Origin of the sequence: Bacteroides sp. 3_1_23 (genome assembly GCF_000162555.1) — a bacterium.
GTDB classification, from domain to species: Bacteria; Bacteroidota; Bacteroidia; order Bacteroidales; family Bacteroidaceae; genus Bacteroides; species Bacteroides ovatus.
In genome coordinates this window covers 566,625-587,324 of the sequence record NZ_GG774949.1, presented here as the reverse complement: position 1 = coordinate 587,324, position 20,700 = coordinate 566,625, and the positions used below count along the sequence as shown (strand labels likewise).

At 40.9% G+C, this 20,700-nt stretch carries 14 protein-coding genes; 2 read left to right on the top strand and 12 right to left on the bottom strand.

The window, feature by feature from the left end:
• Positions 1-265 precede the first annotated feature (265 nt).
• From HMPREF9010_RS21860 to HMPREF9010_RS21915, 12 genes are all read right to left on the bottom strand, one after another.
• On the bottom strand, positions 266-2,668 hold the full coding sequence (locus HMPREF9010_RS21860; RefSeq protein ID WP_008646742.1) for a glycoside hydrolase family 3 N-terminal domain-containing protein: 2,403 nt from the start codon (positions 2,666-2,668) through the stop codon (positions 266-268).
• Between the two features lie 263 nt (positions 2,669-2,931).
• The gene (locus tag HMPREF9010_RS21865) at positions 2,932-3,411 is read right to left on the bottom strand and encodes a pyridoxamine 5'-phosphate oxidase family protein (RefSeq protein WP_004312244.1); all 480 of its coding nucleotides are present in this window, start codon (positions 3,409-3,411) and stop codon (positions 2,932-2,934) included.
• A gap of 84 nt (positions 3,412-3,495) precedes the next feature.
• Positions 3,496-5,652, bottom strand: coding sequence for a ribonuclease R (rnr, locus tag HMPREF9010_RS21870; RefSeq protein WP_008646739.1), 2,157 nt, complete (start codon positions 5,650-5,652; stop codon positions 3,496-3,498).
• Between the two features lie 240 nt (positions 5,653-5,892).
• Positions 5,893-7,041: an FISUMP domain-containing protein gene (locus HMPREF9010_RS21875; RefSeq protein ID WP_008643920.1), complete on the bottom strand. Its 1,149-nt coding sequence runs from the start codon at positions 7,039-7,041 to the stop codon at positions 5,893-5,895.
• A 35-nt stretch (positions 7,042-7,076) separates the two neighbouring features.
• On the bottom strand, positions 7,077-8,210 hold the full coding sequence (locus HMPREF9010_RS21880) for a fibrobacter succinogenes major paralogous domain-containing protein (RefSeq protein WP_008646738.1): 1,134 nt from the start codon (positions 8,208-8,210) through the stop codon (positions 7,077-7,079).
• 3 nt (positions 8,211-8,213) lie between these two features.
• Entirely contained in the window at positions 8,214-9,254 is a 1,041-nt protein-coding gene (locus tag HMPREF9010_RS21885; protein ID WP_008646737.1) for a BACON domain-containing protein, read from the bottom strand.
• Positions 9,255-9,261: 7 nt separating this feature from the next.
• Complete coding sequence (locus HMPREF9010_RS21890; RefSeq protein ID WP_032852575.1) at positions 9,262-10,578, bottom strand: DUF4302 domain-containing protein; 1,317 nt, start codon at positions 10,576-10,578, stop codon at positions 9,262-9,264.
• A 12-nt stretch (positions 10,579-10,590) separates the two neighbouring features.
• Positions 10,591-11,487, bottom strand: coding sequence for a putative zinc-binding metallopeptidase (locus HMPREF9010_RS21895; RefSeq protein WP_004312249.1), 897 nt, complete (start codon positions 11,485-11,487; stop codon positions 10,591-10,593).
• 21 nt (positions 11,488-11,508) lie between these two features.
• Positions 11,509-13,077 (bottom strand): RagB/SusD family nutrient uptake outer membrane protein, encoded by a 1,569-nt coding sequence (locus HMPREF9010_RS21900; protein ID WP_004312250.1) that lies wholly within the window; start codon positions 13,075-13,077, stop codon positions 11,509-11,511.
• Positions 13,078-13,100: 23 nt separating this feature from the next.
• Positions 13,101-16,691 (bottom strand): SusC/RagA family TonB-linked outer membrane protein, encoded by a 3,591-nt coding sequence (locus HMPREF9010_RS21905; RefSeq protein WP_008646733.1) that lies wholly within the window; start codon positions 16,689-16,691, stop codon positions 13,101-13,103.
• 152 nt (positions 16,692-16,843) lie between these two features.
• Positions 16,844-18,007 carry a FecR family protein gene (locus HMPREF9010_RS21910; protein ID WP_004322945.1) on the bottom strand — a complete coding sequence of 388 codons (1,164 nt, stop codon included), beginning with the start codon at positions 18,005-18,007 and terminating at the stop codon, positions 16,844-16,846.
• A gap of 62 nt (positions 18,008-18,069) precedes the next feature.
• Complete coding sequence (locus HMPREF9010_RS21915) at positions 18,070-18,672, bottom strand: RNA polymerase sigma-70 factor (RefSeq protein ID WP_004312254.1); 603 nt, start codon at positions 18,670-18,672, stop codon at positions 18,070-18,072.
• A gap of 44 nt (positions 18,673-18,716) precedes the next feature.
• Between HMPREF9010_RS21915 and HMPREF9010_RS21920 the strand changes: the two genes are divergently transcribed.
• Complete coding sequence (locus HMPREF9010_RS21920) at positions 18,717-19,724, top strand: NAD-dependent epimerase/dehydratase family protein (protein WP_004302697.1); 1,008 nt, start codon at positions 18,717-18,719, stop codon at positions 19,722-19,724.
• On the top strand, positions 19,715-20,680 hold the full coding sequence (locus HMPREF9010_RS21925; protein ID WP_004312256.1) for a phosphatase PAP2 family protein: 966 nt from the start codon (positions 19,715-19,717) through the stop codon (positions 20,678-20,680). Before HMPREF9010_RS21920 ends, HMPREF9010_RS21925 begins: the two co-directional genes overlap by 10 nt.
• Positions 20,681-20,700 lie beyond the last annotated feature (20 nt).

Sequence of the window (20,700 nt, the reverse complement as noted above, 5' to 3'; positions counted from 1 at the left end):
ATAAATAGTCTAACGTTCTGGAATACCAAACGCTTTTATTGCAGCATTGTTAGATCTGATAGCCAATTAATCCAGTCAAAAGTAGAAGTCGTTTTCTTCCTGTGGCAGTAAAATCATCTATAGTTGATATACAAAACAGATATAGCAATTTTATTAAGCATAACTTATAAAGATGCCGGTTTTATTTGTTTTATTAAGTATAACTTATAGCTCTATCCTAATTGGCGAAAGAGAAATAAAAGCAATGTGACTGTCTTGGATTTATTTATTGCACTTCGAAACTCCCCTTCAACCGTATATCCTGTGAAGAAGCTCCCACCATCACCGAGAAACTTCCCGGCTCTACCGTGAACCGATTATTCTTGTCCCATAATCCCAAGTCTTGAGGAGTAAGGGTAAAGTTGACAGTTTGTTCTTCTCCCGGTTGCAAGTGAATACGTTCAAAACCACGCAAAACTTTATCGTAGGTGGTAACGCTGCTGAAATCATCCCGGATATAAAGCTGGACTACTTCATCCCCTGCTTTCTTTCCTGTATTCTTTACAGTACATGAAAGAGTGATATTTTCCTGCGGACCGATCACCGGTTTAGATATTTTCAAGTCTGAATATCCGAAGGTCGTATAGCTTAAACCATATCCGAAAGGATAGAGCACACCGTCTACACGGACTTTTCCTTTGGAGTCAGAGCCCGGCTTGAATGGGAATGCAAAAGGAATCTGTCCCACTGATTTCGGGAAAGTGACAGCCAGACGTCCTCCCGGATTATAGTCTCCGAAAAGAACTTTAGCGATGGCATCCCCCATAAATTCTCCGGGGAACCAGGCATGGATAATGGCAGGAACGTATTTGTTTGCCCAGTTGATGGTTGCTGCTCTTCCGTCCACCATCACTAGAACGACGGGTTTACCTGTTGCATAAACCGCTTCCAATAATTGTTGCTGACGTCCGCAGAGGTCAAGATTGGTACGTGAGAACTCTTCCCGAACCGTTTTCTCATTTCCACCCAGTACAAGAATAGCGACATCCGAAGCTTTTGCTAATTCTACCGCTTCATGAATCATCGCCTGCTCTTGTGTATCTAATGGAACATTGTACAGTTCGCTCTCCGGGAAATACTTATCAATAATATCACAGCCTTTAACATAGCGAACTTCCGAGTTAGGCAGATATTCTTTGATTCCCTGATATACAGTCTTAATAGACGCATTGGCGGGACCATATCTGCAAGTCAACTCCTTCACTTCTTCCCCATTCGGACCAATCACAGCTATTTTGCTGAAGTTCTTGGATAACGGAAGCATCTGATTCTCATTCTTCAAAAGAACGATGGACTCTAAAGCGGCTTTCATAGATACTGCTTTATGAGCGTCGTTGTGTACCACTGCCTCCGGACGACGGTCATCACCGGGATACGGATTATCAAAAAGTCCCATCATAAACTTGACACGGAGAATTTCACCGACACGTTGATCGAGCGTGTGCAAAGAAACTTTGCCTTCGTTGATAGCACGGCGCAACGGGAGAATAAAATCTTGTGGCGGAGTAAAGTTAGTACGGATATTCAATCCTGCATTGACTACTTGTGCTGCCATCTCTTCTTCAGTCGGAGTGATACGATGTTTGGTATGCAGAAACTCTACCGCCTCACTATCCGATACTACATATCCCTTGAATCCCCATTGCTGACGCAGAATCTCCGTGAGGAAATGATAACTTCCGGAAACAGGCTCCCCGTCATAATCATTATACGAACTCATCACCCCTAGAGCACCCGCTTCCTGAATACCTTTGCGGAAAGGTTCCAGATAAAGAGTCTTCATCTCACGCGGGGCCACGTGCGGATCAGTACGCGTACCTCCGTCACGTCCACCGACCGGAATACTGTAAACGGCAAAATGTTTCGGAGTAGCAACGATACCTTCATTTTGCAGACCGAGAATCATCTGTTTTCCCAATTCGCCCACCAGATAAGGATCTTCCCCATAACTTTCCACCACACGTCCCCAGCGAGGATCTTGTGCTATATCCAGAATAGGAGAATAAATATTGGTATATCCCAATGCTTTTGCCTCATCTGCAGTGACTTTCGCAATTTCCCGGATCAGTTTTTTGTTCCACGTGGCACCTTGCCCGCATTGAGCGGGAAACATGGTAGCCCGGTCGTGACATAATCCGCGTATTCCTTCATTGGTAAAGTCCACCGGAATACCCAGTCGTGTCTGTTCCATAAACCAGCGTTGAATGGTGTGTCGGTTCTTTACGCTGTTGGCATACGGATAGGAGATTTCAGAACCGAATTTACCCAGTCCGTTCGCCTGCTCATCAATATTTCCGATACCGTCCTTCCAAATTTCCGCTGACCATCCGGCAGTAGGCCATGCATCTTTCAATACCCGTCCCGAACCGTAGAGAGTAGCCATCTGACAGGTTTTCTCTTCCAGTGTCATTTGCGAAAGCAAATCCGCGATGCGGGCTTCGATAGGAGCGGAGGGATCTTCGTATACATCCTTTATACCCTTTTTATTGAAGTCGATCCAGGTCTTTTTGTATATGTCCTTTGAGTTGTTGCCGGATTTGTTATCAGTAGGTTTGTTGTTTGCCGAGATACTTCCGGAGTAGATACTTCCGGCAGATACTAACAGGGCGAGACATAGCAGTTTCTTCATAATCTATTTTTTTGCAAGAGTACTTATCTATTTTATTTATGTTGCAAGTATACAAAAAGATTTTGATATGAGAGGATAGAATAGTCTTTATAATCACCTTTACCCTCACACCTGTAATGCCGATGGATAAAGAGATACAGACAATGGTGAGGGTGTGAGGGTAAAAGTGATCTAAACTTTTGTTTAGAGAAATTAGTTTGGAAATACTCTACAATGCTTGTTGAATACTCTACTCAAGTATTGTCGAAAGCCGGAAAACCGCTTCATGGCTTTTCGTTGGCTCGCAGACCGAAAACTTTTCCTGTCATCTGATCGATACGTACTTGCCATACTTTGACATTACGTACCGCAGGATCGGAATAGTTGAACTCACTATCCGTGTAATGACGCATGATAATATCCAATGCACGGCGTTTCTCATCTATTTCTTCGATGAATTCTACTTGCCCCCGACACATCGCGCTTTCCGAACGCATACTGTAACTGCAGGCTACCTTTTCGTGTTGGTAGACAAGTTTATGTCCAACGCTGAAAGTGATGCATACATTATTATTATGTTCCAGCATCTCCAACTTGCTGCCTTCAGGACCCGAATGAAGATATATGATGCCATTCTCATAACCGAAGTTCATCGGAACTACATAGGGATTACCTTCCAAATCAGTAATGCCTACAAAACAGGCATCGCAATGGAGAATAATGGATTCGATTCGTTGTTTATCTTCAATAATGACAGTTTTCATAATGGCTGTTTGGCTTACCACAGAGGACACGGAGTACATGAAGTCTTTTTACTTCCTGATTTCTTAGTGTACTCTGTGGTGAATTTACTTTTCTATTAATTCAAAATCCAATTGTTTCTTTTCCAGATTAGCACGAGCTACCCGAACAGTAATAGCGTCTCCCAGACTGTATATTTTGTTTTTGCGGCGTCCGCGAAGACAATAGTTCTTCTCGTCGAATTCGTAGTAGTCATCATCCAGATCACGAACAGGGACCAGACCTTCACATTTGTTTTCGTTCAGTTCTACATAAAGTCCCCACTCGGTTACGCCGGAGATTACACCGTCGTAAATCTGCCCCAGACGTTCGCTCATAAATTCCACCTGTTTATATTTGATGGAAGCACGCTCGGCATTGGCTGCAATTTGTTCCATGTTCGAGCTGTGGTCGCAGAGGTCTTCGTACTTGGCTTCGGATACGCTACGTCCTCCGTCCATATACTTCGTCACCAAACGGTGTACCATCATGTCCGGGAAACGGCGGATGGGAGAAGTAAAGTGAGTGTAATATTCGAAAGCTAGTCCGTAGTGACCGATGTTATGGGTTGAGTAACGTGCTTTCTGCATGGCGCGGATGGATACGGTTTCTATCAGGTTCTCTTCTTTCTTTCCGTGTATGTCGTCCAATAAATGGTTGATGGATTTTGAAATATCAGTCTTCGTTCCGCTTGTACGCACTTTGTAGCCGAAGCGGGCGATGAACTGTGACAAGTTCTCCAACTTCTCCGGATCGGGCAGGTCGTGGATACGGTAAGGAAGCACTTTGGCTTTCTTGTTCTTCGGCACACATCCTATCTTTTCTGCTACGGTCTTGTTAGCGAGCAACATGAATTCTTCCACCAGTTTATTGGCATCTTTTGACTCTTTGAAGTAAACGCTGATTGGTTTTCCTTTTTCGTCAATTTCGAACTTCACTTCGTAGCGGTCGAAGTTGATGGCTCCTGCAGAGAAGCGTTTTTCGCGCAGTGCTTTGGCAATCGTATCTAATGTGAGTACTTCTTCTTTGAAGTCTCCTTCTTTTGTTTCTATGATTTGTTGTGCCTCCTCGTAGGTGAAGCGACGGTCGGAGTTGATAACCGTATGTACGATACGTGAGTCTCTGACTTCTCCTTTTTCCGTAATATCGAAGATAACGGAGAAAGCTAGTTTTTCTTCGTTCGGGCGGAGTGAACAAATGAAGTTACACAGCCGTTCGGGAAGCATCGGGATGGTACGGTCTACCAGATAAACGGAAGTTGCCCGCTTTTCTGCTTCTTTGTCGATGATGCTACCTTCTTTTACGTAGTGTGTTACGTCGGCAATGTGTACGCCTACTTCCCACAATCCGTCCTTTAGCTTGCGGATGGAGAGTGCGTCGTCAAAATCTTTGGCGTCTTTCGGGTCGATAGTGAAAGTTGTTACCTTACGAAAATCTTCGCGTTTGGCAATCTCTTCTGCTGAAATCTCGGCAGGAATCTTGTCCGCTGCTGTCTCTACTGCTTTCGGATATACATACGGCAGACCGAACTCCGCAAGAATTGCGTGCATCTCTGTGGTGTTGTCGCCAGCCTGACCTAATATATCTATTACTTGTCCGATAGGATTCTTTGCCTTGTCTGGCCATTCGGTTACTTTCACAATGGCTTTATCTCCGGTCTTTCCGCCTTTTAGCTTATCTCTCGGGATGAAAATATCATTGGCTAATGTACGGTTCTCTGTCACCAGGAATGCGTATGACTTAGCTACTTCCAGTGTGCCGACGAAAGTATCGTTTGCACGCTCCAGTATTTCTATCACTTCTCCTTCTGCCTCTCTGTTTTTCCGTTTGGCATAGAAGGTTATCTTTACCTTATCGTTATTCATCGCATGGGCGGAATTACGCTCGGCTACAAATATCGGCTCGCCTCCTCCTTCAGGAATAAAGGAATTCTTGCCATTGCTTTTCCGTTGGAAAGTGCCTACCATCTCTGTTCCATGATTGGTGAGACGGAATTTTCCTTTTTCTATTTCAGAAATATAATCGTCAGCTAAAAGGTCATGTAATATATCGACGCATAACATTTTTTGCGGATGGGTAGTGAGACGCAGTTCTGAAAAAATATATTTCATACTTAAGGTCTCGCTGGATTTGGCATGGAAAAAGTCTATTAATAACGCTGCCAGCTCTTTCTTACTCATTCTCTTGCCGGCCTTTTTCTCTTTCTTTTCTTTCTTTTTTGCCATAATGTAGTCTTTTAAAATATCTAGTTACAAAGATATATAATAAAATGGAAGAACATTCAGAATTTGTTTTATTTCGTGATATTGGATATCGACTAATTATATGTTTGAGTGAGTTGGTAACTAGGTGTAAAAAGATATATTAAAAGGGAAGCATATCTCTCGACATACTTCCCTTATCTTTAAGAGAGAATTTATTAATTCTGTAATGAACTAATTGATAAATGTTTATCTACAATATAGTTAATCTTTTACGCAACGTACTGAAAGGCCACGTTTTACTTGTATTCCTCCTTTATCAGAAGAATAACCTAACCCATAACTCATATTACTGAAATATACAGTTCCTGCTCCGTAAGTAGCTTGGTCTGTGCTCCAAAAGTCTGTTCTACTCTGTGACTTAGGCATTTCAAAACTTCCGCTCTGATAACATTGTCCGGCAGGTATAACATTAAAGCCATAGGTGTCACGTGGACCTTTAGCGAGATCAGGATTTTCATCTATCATGCCGGATTCTCCCCAACCGTCAGCATCCAGTTTTCCTGTCAATGCTGACCAGACGTTTTTACAGTCTTTATCGGAGTATTTATTTCCTTCATCATCTGTCCATACATTACCTTCAACTGGTGCTAATTCATCTGCAACAAAATTTTCTAGTTTTTTCCACTCTGCTTTGCTGGGTAGATGCCATCCGTTAGGACAGATTCCTTGAATACCACTTGGTATGGCATCCGCATTTCCACCGGTTGCGTTCTTTTGGTTCATAGCGGCATACCAATTATACAAGACTCCGTATGTCTTGTATTCTTTCGTGGCTTTAGCTGCATTTACATCTTTGCCATCATAGTTGAAAACAAAATAGAGCGGATCTCCATCACTGGTAGCGGCATCTTCCGGTTTGCTAACTGATGGTAAATAAGCCAAGTTCTCTGCCATCCATATTTGTTCACCAATTGTAACAATTTTGTATTCATGATTATCCCGTGGGTCAATCATCTTTCCTTCTTCCGGTTCTGGGGTTGGTTCGGTCTTTTTTAGTGTGACATTTACTTCACTTGTCGCCATGGCACCTTGATCGCCTTTGACGGTCAGTTCAATTTTTAGTGCTCCTACGGCTTGACTGGCTTCGAATGTGTATTCATAACTAAATGGAACAGAAGTTACTTCTGAAATTTGTTTGTCTCCGATTTTAAGAGTAACATTCGATATTTGACCAATGTCAACAGTTGCTTCTCCTTTGATTGTCATCTTTTCAGCTATGTCTATCGTTGCTCCTTCAGTAGGAGAAGATATGGCACATGTTACATGTTGTTCTGGAGCGGGATCATTGTTGTCATCACCGCAAGCCGTTAGTCCTAAGACTAAAAATAAAAGGAATCCTAACTTCTTCATAATTGTATTTTTATTTAGTGAGTAATAATATATGGTTAATCTTTGATACAACGAACGGGGAGTCCTACTCCCGGATTAAATTCTGCATTGGTTACAAATGTGTGGAGGTCTGACCACATACGTACGGTAATACCAAATTCTGGTCCCATTTGTACTCCCGCTGTCGAACTCCACCAACCCGCACTGTAGGCTGAATGCATCCAATCTTCGTCGCCTGCACAAGCACGGAAACCTATAGGCAGACCATTGAATAAGGTTGCATTATTCTTTTCCATCTCAACTCCAACCCAGGTTGGCTGTGGTTCTATTTCTGTGTATTCCGGCATCATCCACATCGTTGTTGAAGCTAGAGCCTTTGCTAGGGCTGTTTCATCTACTTGACCATCATTCATAATTGCTGCCATTCCGGAATCTAATACGTATTGAGATAATTTTTGCCATTCTTTTTGAGAAGGAATATGCCATCCATCAGGACAAACTCCTTTTATTATACGTGTTTCATCGGGACCTAAAGCCGTTTCGTTTTGTAGAGCAGCAGGTAGGTTGTAATAGGCTCCATATGCATTCAGGAAACCTTTTCCAAGTTCTGTTTTTGCATCATTATCAAACATTACGTAATATCTTGGTTCGGTTGAGGACACATCAAACTGTTGCTCTGGTAGATAGCGTAAATTTTCTGCCATCCATAACTGGTCTGCAAGTTGTACGGTTTTGTATGTATTTCCATCACGGGTATCGGTTAGCACTTCTCCATATTGAGGGGGAGCAGGCTTGTTTCCTTGTTCTGTTGTCACTGTAATAGTTGCCAAGGCACTACCTTCGTGATCTCCTTTAACTGCTAACTCAATTTTCAGTTCTCCCGGTTCGGCATCTTTGGAGAAGGTATACTCATAATAGAATGGAACTGAAGTGATGTCAGTGATAATCTCTTCCCCGACTTTCAGTTCTGCAGAAATGATTTTACCATAGTTTGTAGTCCCTTCTCCTCTGATAATCAGTTTGTCTGACATAATAACGGTTGCGCCATCAGTTGGCATAAATATCTCACAGCTTACCTGTTGGTCCGGAAGTATTTCTCCTCCTCCGCCTGCGGTGCTGTTGTCATCTTTACAGCTTGCACCAAGTAATCCTAATGCCACGATAAAGCTAGTTAATAGTATCTTTTTCATATGTTATTGGATTATGTCTTCTTTAAATAGAATACAATTAATAAAAATAGACAGATTGTCTATAACTTTCTGTAGTTTTGCATCTTCATATACCCGGAAAACAAAACCGAAAGGATCATTTTCTTTTATTCCGGAAAAAGCGAAAACGAATGTTCCGTCTGTTAACATTACGGGGCCTAATGAGATTGTTACAGAAGGATCTTTTACATAATATAGATCAGAGCTAAGAATTTCGAATGAGAGATATAAATTGTCCTCGAAGACTCCTAGGTTTTGACCGGCCCCAAAAGCCAGGCAATTGTCTATGGCTTTTGCTTTCAGTTTGTAAGGCAATCCGGTTAGAATGTTTGAAAGCAGGTATGTTCCGTCTTCCTGTTTCTCAATGGTGACATCTTTCAAACCGTAATTCATTTGCCCATCTGAAAACATGCCTTGCCATGTTCCGGTAAGTTCGTCAACATCATATTGTATTACCTGATAAGAAGCCGATCTGTCTTTTGCTGCCACATTGACAATAGCTCCTCTCATTTTTCCGGAGGTATTTTCTTTTACCTTGAAATTTATTCCCTTCGCATTCTGTTCAAATGACAACCATTCTTGAGCTTCTGCGGGTATGTCTATTGTATAATCGAAAGAACTTTGTAATTTTATAGGTAGCGTAGCTGCTTTATTGTCGGTGCGGAGCATCCACTCGTCTTTACCGAAGATGAAAACAGCTCCGGATTGATTGATATTGAACGCCTTTTTTTCTACTCCGTTACTGATTGTCAATAAAGCATTTCTACCAGAGTATCCGGTGTTTTCTTTTACTTCGAATACTACTTCATTGGGGTTTACTTCTTTCAGCACACACCAGTCGGCATTAACATCTGCTGTTATATTGCCTGTTGCCTGAAGTTGTATGTAGCCTTTTCCTCCAGTCGCTTGGAAATTAGTATTTACAGCTTTGATCTCTAACCTGGATTCGCTGCTTTCCGTATCATTGCATCCCGCTATTGCTATGGTGCAAAGTACAAATAAGAATATATTAAAAAACTTTCTCATAATTGTATTAATTACCTTCGTTTTCTTTTTCCATTAAGATTGAGTTATACCAGCTCCAGTAACCCATTAGTCCTGAAGTTGAATATTCATCAGAGGAATAAGCCCAGATTATCAATAATGTATTTTCCTGGCTTGCTTTATCCGCAAAGTAAAAAGTGAAAGGGTTGGTATTTGCCGTTACATTTACCAATCCGCTGCGTAGACGTGAAGGCAAACTTAATTCTGTGTGAGCATATCCTTCTACACCTGCCGCACACGCAAAGTAGTAAGACGATGAAGAAACCGGACTTATACTTTGTGAATCTAAGATCAGTTTTCCGCTGGCTTTGTCATACAGAAGAGTGAAGTTGAATCCGCCAATACTTTTTAGAGTATAACTTTCTCCTCTGACTTTAGGAGTGATGGTTACAGATTGTGAAGTTGGACCTTCATCGTAATCGTCAACCGTTGCGGTGTAGGTGCCAATATAGTCTTCATATTGCAGATAGTTTTCGGGATAATACTCTTTTAATACAATATCCGTTGCATCTGCATCGGTACAAACAAATAGCCTGGACTTTTTATCCCATTTGAAGTGCTGGACTTCAACTCCGTTGACATTATATGGAGACTGTAACTTCAGCCCTTTTTCTGTATAAATATATGGTAAACTTTCTGCACTGCTATAATTGGTACTGTAAACGGAGAATGTAGACATTGTGCCATTGTCACGTATAAAGTAGTTCAGTACTTGGCCCCCTTTCTCCATGCGATATGTATTCAGAAAAGCATCTTTCTCGATGTTAATGATATCCTCAAGCTGGATACGCCATGGTATGTCTTTGGGCATAGGCGTCATTTCCATTATATTTTTATATTTTTTTCCTTGTAGAATAACCTTGTCGGGAGTTGCGCTCATGATAATAAACTCATAATCTCCTCCCACGTTCATGTTCAGGCCTAAAGGACCTGAAAACATGTGGATCAGCTGGTTGTATGAGTCGAAAGTGAGCATAGTGCTTTGTTCCGATTTAACTTGATACAGGGAGGTTATTATGGTACCCGGCTTGTAACCTTCTGCTCCTGCTTCCGACGCCATTTCTACCTGTTTTCCATCAAATTTCATTAGTAGGGTGACTGCACCTGCAGAATAGTTGCTTCCTATGTAATATTCCAGTTTCCATCCGTTCGGAACATCTTTAAGAATCTCCTGGCATTTTATTACATCGGCTGTAGCTCTGTTGGCAGATGATTCGTCGAATATTTCTTCTTCAGAGAAAAGACAAGATTGTAATACAATGCAAGTCAATGCCAGAAGTGTGTATATTGATAGATATTTCTTCATAATTTTCATAGTTTATTCAATAATACTTAAGTCTACATTGCCGTTTGCTATATCATCTTGGCGGCGTAGAACGATGTCGCGTAATTCGTCCAGATTGATTCCCCAGGTTTGTTCCATGTAACTATAGACTATTTCGAATTTCTGTTTGATAAGTGCACGACCGCTTTCACCGGCATTTTGTAGCATATTATTCCAGTAGTCTTCTGTATTTGTGACGTACACCGCAATGTTTTCAACAAAATCTTCACGTGATTCACTCATTGCGTAGGAAGTGACAAATCCTTGTTGCCATGCATTGCGGTTAGCTCCCACCATATACCAGTCGCTGCCGATATAGGCATTTTCTGTGATACGATCAAATGCCGGATCATAGTTTTTGGTTTGATGCAGGATGTGGGCGAACTCATGATGCATTGTTTGGAAATAGTATTCGTTTAGCAGATTGATATCTATTTTATCAGGATTGATGTCATTTACATTGTATAATGTAATTTTCATACCACCTTCTGCCGTTCCCAATACCATGGTGCCATTGTCTTCATAGGCAGGAGAGCCGATAAAGTGAATGGTCTTGGGGATGTATTGACGTAAGAAGTCCGGATTACCGGTCGCTTCATCGTATGCTTCCAGCCATACATGTTTGATAATTTTAGCCAGTACTACGGATTTTTTATAGTCGGCAGGAGCTAATACATGTGTCATATCGCTCTCGTTATCTTCCATGCGATATTTCAATGCAATGTTGTACGGATGGGTGTAATTACCCAATATCCAGTTGTCGAATGGGCTGCGTTCTACTTCTTCTGTAGAGAAGATGCTGTTTGCTTTGTCCACGCCCTCGTCGTTGTTGCAAGCTCCCAGTCCGCAGGTTAATGATATGATTAAACTATATATGATGTATTTCTTCATATTTTTCCCTCCTTAAGTTAGTTAGTCATTTCTTGGATTTGGTTGCATACCTGCCGTAATGACACTGGCCGGTAGCTGAATTGCACGTCTGGGGTCATTCGTGTCCATCTTGTCGGTGATATTCACCAAGGTATAACCTTCATAATAGCGGCGGTAGATTACAATGCCATAGCGCTTTATATCTTGCCATCTAAGTCCCTCTTCTAAAGTTAACAGGCGTCTCGCATGTAGAATACAGTGTATCAGATTCTCTTGCATTCCTTTTTCTATTATAAAATCCGGATGCAATTCCTTTTTTACTGTCGGGGCTTCCGGTGTGTAATATTTTAATTGAGCATAAAAATCATTGATTGTCTCTTTGGACAAGGTTTGTGTATTTTTCGTAAAGGCTTTCTGCCAGGCGTCTATATCGGCTGCAGCTTCGTCGTAACGTTTTAGTAATGTGTAAGCTTCAGCCCGGCAAAGTAATGCTTCATCGGTAGTGAAAGCAGGATACAGCATATAACCGACCCAGCTGTTGCCTGATGTGAACTGCTGATAGATGACTAAACGGCGGAATCCGTTCTTGATAGAGCCACCAGGCGCAAATGGGATTTGGTGGTAGCTTGACTGGTCTCCCCATGGACCTTCGGATTTACAACTTTCCGAGGCAGTAATATTATTCATGCAGTATCTTTCACAGTTGGCATAACCCGGATCGGAAACCAATGGCCAATATGAAGCTGCTGATATTACCAGTAGATTTGCCCGATTATCTGCATCTACATAAGCGTTCGGCTGTATGTTCTTGTTGGGAGATAAAGCTCCTAATGCAGCCCAGTCACGTAAATATTGGGAAGCATTCGTGCCGAGTACTATATTGGCATAATTGATAACCTTCTGGCAGTTAGAAAAATCCGGCTGTGTGTAATATAGATAAAAGCGGGCAGCAAATGCATAGGCAGCCTTTTTATTAAAATGATATTTCACTCGTGAGTAAATATTGTCGTCGATTAGAGGCAATCCTTCTTCTAAATCGGCTGCGATATTTTGATAGACTTCAGCAACAGTTCCGCGTGAGTATTGTGGATTTACAGATGTTTCCGGTTCCTTTATGTAAGGTATACCTAGGTCTTTATCTGCATTTGTACCATACGCTTTGCAGAATGTGGTAGCTAGTACGAAATGATTATATGCGCGACATATTAGAGCTTCACCTCTTTGTGCTGACAATGATTGAGGGTTTCCCATTTGCTCGATGGCTGCCAGGGCTTGGTTGGCCGATGCAATCGAGTTATAACAATCATTCCATAAGGCATGAGGTGAGTCTTGATTCTCTTCAGTGGTTTGCTGCCAGCGATACAAGTGCTCGTTTAACCGGAAAAGATAGCTGTATGCTTTACTATTTTCATCAATGTTGTCACTGTAGAATTCGCCTATATGACAGTTGGTGGTCATTGGGTATGCAGATACCAATACTTTGGTAATGCTCTCTTCGGTAGTTAGTTCAGTTCGGTTGTCCGGCATTTCATCCAAAAAATCGCTACAGGAGGTTATTCCCAGGCATAAGGTTGAAATGACTGCTGTATATAATACGTTTTTATATTTCATCATTTTTATAATTATCTGAATGGTTAAAATCCTAATCTAAGAGTTAATGTGAACTGACGGGGTACAGGGGAGGCAACTCCACCGGTATTGAAGAATTCCGGGTCCTGTCCGTTTAGCTTCTTATCTGCGTAGATTAGGAATAAATTGGTAGCCTGAAGTTTCAAAGATAAATTGGATATCTTTGCTGATGTAATCCATGATTTTGGAAAATCATAGGACAAGGAAATTTCTTTCATACGAATAAAGTCTCCTTTGGCAATTCGTTCTGTAGAGTAATTATAGGCATTATATGCATACATCAAATCTTTATTATCTTCATATTGACGTTTGGAAATGATGGCAGGGATATTGGTATGCTTCTCATCACCCGGAACTGTCCAGCGATTTTTGAATTCACGGGGCATAGAGGATAAGTCACTGTATTGATAATTGAAGCACGGATTTAAACGTACTACATTACCAAATGAATAGGTGATAAATACATTTAGTTTGAATGCTTTATAGGTGAAGATATTACCAAAGCTACCTGTTATAGTAGGATCAGTGGGACCTTCATATTTTAGATAGTCTATATTGTCACGTGTTTGGAAATCAATATCAGTACTGGTTATTTTTCCATTGATATTATACATTGGGATACCATTTGAACTTAGGCCGACAAATGGGATAGAGAACAAACCACGCACCGGGTAGCCCTGACGCGCAAAACCATAGCCTGAAACCAGATCCATCACGCTGGAACGGGCGTTAAGCTCGGTCACTTCATTTTTTGCTTTGGAAAAGATGAAATCTGTATTCCATGAGAAGTCTTTCGATTGGATATTCTTGCTTGAGATGGTGAATTCAATACCATGTGACTTCATGGAGGCTATATTGGCATATTTATAAATAGAACCACCTACTCCTTGTGTCGGAGTTATACCAATCAGGTCATAGTTGTTGCGTTTATACCAGTCGATTGAGAAATTGATCCGGTTGTTTAAGAATCCCATATCAGCACCGATGTTTAATTCATGCTTCTTTTCGTAAGTCAATTCGCTATTTTCGGGGTCGGATACATAAAGTCCGGTTTCCTGTCCGCTGGTGAAAGGGCGAAATGGTGAATAGCTGGTGATTATGGCATGTGAATTTGTTACATATTCCGGACCTCTGTCGGCAGTTAAAGAGTAGGATGCTTTGAATGTCAAATGTGACAGCACGGAGCTGAGTGTTTCGAAGAAATTTTCTTCATGTACATTCCATGCTCCTGAAATATTCCATGTAGGTAACCAGCGGGAAGAACGGCTTTTTCCCATGCGGTTGGTGCCTTCATAGCGGAATGTTCCGTTTACTGTATAACGGCCATCATACGAATAGGTTGCATTGGCAAAACCTGCTACACTCCTTGTTGTGGTATGGTTTAATCCATAATAATTTTCACCGGACTCAATACCTTTCTTGAAAAATTCATATACGTACGATGGAATTTCGCCCATTGTATATTGCATTCCCCATCCTTGAAAATAATTCTGCATGCGTTTTAAATCATTCACCTCCATACCAGCGAAAAGATTGGTTATATGCTTTTCTGCAAATAAATGATTCCAGGATGCTGTGGCACGAAAGTCTACTCCCAGCATGCGATAGTCCTTACGCTGGTAAATACCGCCTTCCGGCAGTATGCTGATGGGTAAAGCATAAGGATTGTCGGGGTTGGTGTAGAGTAAATTATTGTTGTCACGAATAGTGGCGTCATCCATTCCTGTGCGATATGCTGTTGCCTGATTCGAGTGGTCTTTAATATTATGTTCTTGCGAAGAAGCTTGATATCTGACTGCTCCTAATGCGCTAAGCTCTAATTCTGGAAGTGCTTTCCATTTTACTTCTCCTTGGAATTTAACGTCAACTACGTTTAAGTCCATATAATTGTTATCCAATTCATGAAGGATATTGAATGGTGCGTAGTTAGCTGTATAGTTGACTGCCGGATCCAATGCGCGTGATGTGTTTAGTGCATACGAATATGGATTGATGTCAAATTGACGGGTGACTTCTCCACTAGCTGCATTCACTTCAGAACTTAGTGTTCCGGGCGCTTTCTGCTTACGGTAGGAAGCACTGGATATTAAATTTATAGATAAATTCTTATATATATTATATGTTGTATTTAAATTAGCTGTATAGCGTTTTACTTCACTTTGCTTGTACCACCCCGGGTCTGACATGGCACTTAATGAAGCATAGAATGAAGATTTTTCTGTTCCGGAAGTGATACTGACAGAATGATTTTGTGTGATATTGTTGGAAAATAAAGTATCAAACCAGTCGGTATTTCTCATTTCCGCTTCACGCAGGTAAGCGTTACGTGCTTCCGGAGTGTTGGCAAGTCCGAATTGTCCTGTAACCGGATTGTATTGATTGATTAACTGATACATACGTCCATACACTCCGCTATCTTTTGCACGGTAAGTATCGCTATTGTTGAGCCATCCTTTTTGTTCCATTTCTTTATAGATTCCCATTTGTTCCTGTGAATTCATGATATTGAATTCTTTATAACTGGGAATCATACGAGTTGTAAATTCACCGGTATAGCTGATTTTGCTGACACCGGCTTTTCCCTTTTTGGTGGTTACTACAATAACCCCTGCCATGGCTCGCGCACCGTAGATAGAGGTTGCTGATCCGTCTTTCAATATTTGAAAGCTTTCAATATCATCTGAATTCAATCCGGCAATAGCTGAACTAATCAATGTTTCGGCATCTCCTGAGGATAAGTCATCCGGACCTACGTCGATAGCATCTTCCATGATGACTCCATCTACCACCCATAGTGGCTTTGAACTACCGAAAATAGATGTAGCACCACGTACCCGGATTTTTGGGGCGGTACCAAATGTGCCGGAAACATTTTGTACAGATACGCCTGCAGCACGTCCTTCAAGTCCCCGGCTGATATCAGGCAAACCATCTAGTTTGACCTCATCTGCGGACAATTGTTTGGTTGCTCCTGTAAACAGACGTTTGTCCATTTTCTGCATACCTGTTACTACTACTTCAGATAATGTTTGTACATCAGGCATTAATGTAACATTCATATTTGGAGCAGGAGTCAGGTCTTGCGGTTTCATTCCTATATAGGAAAATTGTAACAGGGATTTATTGGATACATTTTCTATCGAGAATTTTCCATCTATATCCGTTAATACACCGGACTTACTTCCTTTGATGACAACGGTTGCACCAATGAGCGGCTGTCCGTCATCACCGGAAATAACCACTCCTTTCACATTGAATACTTTCGCCTGTTTGGAAGGACCTTTGATAGTAATTGTGATAAATTGGTCTTCAATATGATATTCCAGTGGCTTATTGGCTAAGATTATATCGAGAGTCTGCTCTATACTCTTATCCTTGACGGAGCCAGAAACGGTGAATTTCTTGACATCGTCATACGTAAACAGGATCTTATATCCAGATAGTTTTTCTAAACGTTTTAGTACGGACGGCAACCGTTCGTTGCTAATTTCAATCGTGATTTTCTTTTGCGATTGCACCTGAGCATTTACTTGGTAGGGTCGGAAACATAATACGCATAGAAAACACACAATAAGTAGGTTCCAATTATTTCTCATACGTTTGTCTTTAATAACACTATTTTGAACATGTTTATATAACTAGTTCGTATGAGAAGAAAAAATGGATACCCCTTTTGTGATTTATTTTTTAATAAAAGTGATATTTTGTTGTATTTTGCATAGATTAGTTATACTTATGCAATAAAAATCTAGTCTACAGTAAGCGTATTGCCTTGCAAGGTGACTGTCACTTTTTTCATTCTATTAAGTAATGAGATTGTATGTTCCAGGTCTTTGGTACGATCGGATATAAAGTGCATTTTATACTCCATCGCTTCTTTGTTTCTGAACTCTATGTTTACATTGTACCAACGTCCCAAATTTTGCATAATATCTTTCAATGTGACATTGTCAAAGTAGAAATAGCCGTCTTTCCAATAAACATAGGAGTCTAGATCTACTTCTGCCAGGATAAAGTTGCCATCAGATTGCAGATGTGCATCTTCTCCCGGATATAGTCTGGTATATGATCCTCCTTTGGTATTGCTGACTTCTACTTTTCCATTAATAAGCACTACATGAGTATCTTCAGGAGTATAGCTGCGTATATTAAATTCAGTACCGAGAACGCGGGTTTGCACAGTTTTGGTTTTTACGATGAAAGGTCGCTCCGGATCTTTGGCCACTTTAAAATAAGCCTCACCTTCTAAAGTGACGATACGTTCGTCGCCAATAAAGGCCGTTGGATAGACAAAGTTACTATTGGCATTGAGCCAGACCTCCGTGCCGTCACATAACACTACCTTGAAACTTTCACCGCGTGGAACAGTGAGTACATGTGTTTGAGTGGTCGTTGAAATGACTTGCCTGTAATCCAATTCTTTCTTTTCGGACTTTGAGATCATTTTCTGTGGTAAGGTTTGATTGTTTGATTGCGGTTCGTCTAATACAATCTTTTCTCCGTTATCTTTTTGCAGAGTGATATGTTGAGGGGCAGCATCCGCAGTAAATACTGTGATTGGTTCCAGGGCAGGGGTCGTCAGGGTATTGATAAGATAGTAAGTTCCAAATAGAACGGCAATCATGGCGGCTATTCCCATACTTACTTTCCAGAAGTTGGAACGCATTCTTGCCGTGTACTGTTTTTTCTTGAATCGTTCTAGCTCCATCTCTATATTGGGTAGTTCCATTCCACTTTTTTGTTGTAGGAAGAGGCTGCTATCCATGATGTCGCGACAAGCCTGCAGGGTTTCTTCATCTTTAAGCATTTCCTGCAGTTGTTCGACGTTTATTTCTGAAGAGCTCTCCATAATGTCGAGTGCCTTCTCTACAGATTTATCTGTACTATCTATATTGTCAATATCTTTATTCATCACTGTTCGACTGTATCATACTTATTTATATTACGTTTAATCATAAAATAAAGACACCTGCTTTATGATTTTTTTGCACATTCTTCACGTATCACCTGTAATGCTTTCACAATATGCTTCCTGACTGCACTGACACTAATATTTAATTCCTCTGCCACTTCCTGATATTTTTTGCGTTGAATATAACATTCTTCTAAAATATGCCTGGTATGTGGAGTCAGTTTTTCCATCGCCTTACTGATATGCATCATTCTTTCATCCTGCTCCTGATACTCCGTCTCAACATAACTTTTGGTCAGTTCGGAATAGATTTGTACGTATTGTTCGTGTGTATTCTGATGCCGCAGGAAATCAATGCTTTTGTTGCGAACGTAGACATATAGATAAGATTTAGCTGTGGCTTTATCTATTTTAGCATAATTGGCCCAAATAAATTCGAAGGCGTCGCTGACGATATCTTTGCTAGCCTCCATATTATTAATCAAATGAAATGCGTAATAATAAAGTTGAGGATAGTACTCTTTAAAAAGAAAATCAAAATCGGCCTTATCTTCCACGTGCTTTAAAAGTGTTGAATAGTAAATAAATCGCGTTGCAAATAAACAAATAATAATTGAGAAAAGCAAAATGGCTTTTATTTTATATTTATCGTATCTTTGTGGCATCATATTTTTTGAATCAATATTCATGTAGAACCAGGGAAGTAATAATGGAGAGTGTTTTAATTACAGGTGCAAGTGGTTTTATAGGAAGTTTCATCGTGGAGGAAGCGTTGAAACGAAAGTTTGGTGTGTGGGCCGGAATTCGCCCCACGAGTAGCAAGCGGTATTTAAAGAACCGGAAAATTCACTTTCTGGAACTGGACTTTGCACATCCCAATGAGCTTCGCGCCCAACTCTCCGGGCATAAAGGTACTTACAGCAAATTTGATTATATCATCCATTGCGCCGGTGTGACAAAGTGTTCTGATAAAAAGACCTTTGATTATGTGAATTATCTTCAGACTAAATATTTTATAGACACGCTGAAGGAATTGAATATGGTTCCGAAGCAGTTTATATATATTAGCACGTTGAGTGTATTCGGACCTGTACGTGAGAAGGATTATACTCCGATAAGCGGAGAAGATACTCCGATGCCTAATACGGCTTATGGATTGAGTAAATTGAAAGCGGAATTATATATTCAGAGTATTCCCGGTTTTCCTTATGTCATTTATCGTCCTACGGGAGTCTATGGTCCCCGTGAGTCAGACTATTTCCTGATGGCCAAGTCCATTCAGAAGCATGTAGACTTTTCGGTCGGTTTCCGTCGTCAGGACTTGACTTTTGTTTATGTGAAGGACATTGTGCAGGCGATTTTTCTGGGAATGGAGAAAAAAGTGGTTCAAAAGGCGTATTTCCTGACAGATGGGAAAATCTATAGAAGTCGTGCCTTTTCGGATCTGATACAAAAAGAATTGGGCAATCCGTTTGTTCTTCACTTGAAATGTCCATTAATTGTGCTAAAAGTTATATCTTTGTTCGCTGAATTCATTGCTACACGTTCCGGGAGGAGCAGTACCCTGAATTCGGATAAATATAAGATAATGAAACAACGCAACTGGCAATGCGACATATCCCCGGTAATGAAAGAACTTGGGTATGTACCCGAATATGATTTGGAAAAGGGAGTTCGTGAAACCATTGCCTGGTATAAAAATGAAGGATGGCTTTAGACTTATTTAAGCGCGTAGAAACCCGGAAAGGGTTGTTTGCTGTGGAAAAGATTACACTGATTTATAATCTGTTGACTTCCATATTGATTCTATTCCTGTTTCAGCGAATGGATCATCCATGGCACATGTTGCTGGATAGGGCTATGATCGCGGCGATGACCTTTTTGTTGATGTATCTTTATCGTCTTGCCCCCTGTAAGTTTTCAGCGTTTGTGCGCATTGTTATCCAGATGAGTCTATTGTCTTACTGGTATCCGGATACTTTCGAGTTCAATCGTTTCTTTCCGAATTTAGACCATGTATTTGCAACTGCCGAGGAGTTTATTTTCAATGGTCAGCCTGCTATCTGGTTTTGCCATACGTTTCCGCACCTTATCGTCAGTGAAGCATTCAATATGGGATATTTCTTTTATTATCCGATGATGCTGATTGTGGCATTGTTTTATTTCATTTATAAGTTTGAGTGGTTCGAAAAGATGTCTTTTGTTCTCGTCACTTCCTTCTTTATCTATTATCTGATTTATATATTCGTTCCTGTCGCGGGGCCTCAATTCTATTTCCCTGCCATCGGGATTGATAATGTATCTAAAGGTATTTTCCCTGCTATCGGTGACTATTTCAATCATAATCAGGAATTACTTCCCGGACCGGGTTATCAGCATGGATTCTTTTATAGCTTAGTGGAGGGCTCACAGCAGGTAGGCGAACGTCCTACGGCAGCATTCCCCAGTTCACACGTCGGTATTTCTACTATTTTGATGATTATGGCATGGCGTGGCAGCAAGAAATTGTTTGCTTGTCTGATACCTTTCTATATGTTGCTTTGCGGGGCTACCGTATATATTCAGGCACATTATGTGATTGATGCCATTGTAGGTTTTTTCTCTGCATTCCTATTGTATGTGGTTGTGACCTGGATGTTTAAGAAGTGGTTTGCACAACCGATGTTTAAGTAGAAAATTGGAATATACTTCTG

Bases quoted from the DNA above. Each gene is read 5' to 3' on its own strand.
- HMPREF9010_RS21860 (WP_008646742.1), bottom strand. From the start codon at position 2,668: ATGAAGAAACTGCTATGTCTCGCCCTGTTAGTATCTGCCGGAAGTATC.
- HMPREF9010_RS21865 (WP_004312244.1), bottom strand. From the start codon at position 3,411: ATGAAAACTGTCATTATTGAAGATAAACAACGAATCGAATCCATTATT.
- rnr (WP_008646739.1), bottom strand. From the start codon at position 5,652: ATGGCAAAAAAGAAAGAAAAGAAAGAGAAAAAGGCCGGCAAGAGAATG.
- HMPREF9010_RS21875 (WP_008643920.1), bottom strand. From the start codon at position 7,041: ATGAAGAAGTTAGGATTCCTTTTATTTTTAGTCTTAGGACTAACGGCT.
- HMPREF9010_RS21880 (WP_008646738.1), bottom strand. From the start codon at position 8,210: ATGAAAAAGATACTATTAACTAGCTTTATCGTGGCATTAGGATTACTT.
- HMPREF9010_RS21885 (WP_008646737.1), bottom strand. From the start codon at position 9,254: ATGAGAAAGTTTTTTAATATATTCTTATTTGTACTTTGCACCATAGCA.
- HMPREF9010_RS21890 (WP_032852575.1), bottom strand. From the start codon at position 10,578: ATGAAGAAATATCTATCAATATACACACTTCTGGCATTGACTTGCATT.
- HMPREF9010_RS21895 (WP_004312249.1), bottom strand. From the start codon at position 11,487: ATGAAGAAATACATCATATATAGTTTAATCATATCATTAACCTGCGGA.
- HMPREF9010_RS21900 (WP_004312250.1), bottom strand. From the start codon at position 13,077: ATGAAATATAAAAACGTATTATATACAGCAGTCATTTCAACCTTATGC.
- HMPREF9010_RS21905 (WP_008646733.1), bottom strand. From the start codon at position 16,691: ATGAGAAATAATTGGAACCTACTTATTGTGTGTTTTCTATGCGTATTA.
- HMPREF9010_RS21910 (WP_004322945.1), bottom strand. From the start codon at position 18,007: ATGAATAAAGATATTGACAATATAGATAGTACAGATAAATCTGTAGAG.
- HMPREF9010_RS21915 (WP_004312254.1), bottom strand. From the start codon at position 18,672: ATGCCACAAAGATACGATAAATATAAAATAAAAGCCATTTTGCTTTTC.
- HMPREF9010_RS21920 (WP_004302697.1), top strand. From the start codon at position 18,717: ATGGAGAGTGTTTTAATTACAGGTGCAAGTGGTTTTATAGGAAGTTTC.
- HMPREF9010_RS21925 (WP_004312256.1), top strand. From the start codon at position 19,715: ATGGCTTTAGACTTATTTAAGCGCGTAGAAACCCGGAAAGGGTTGTTT.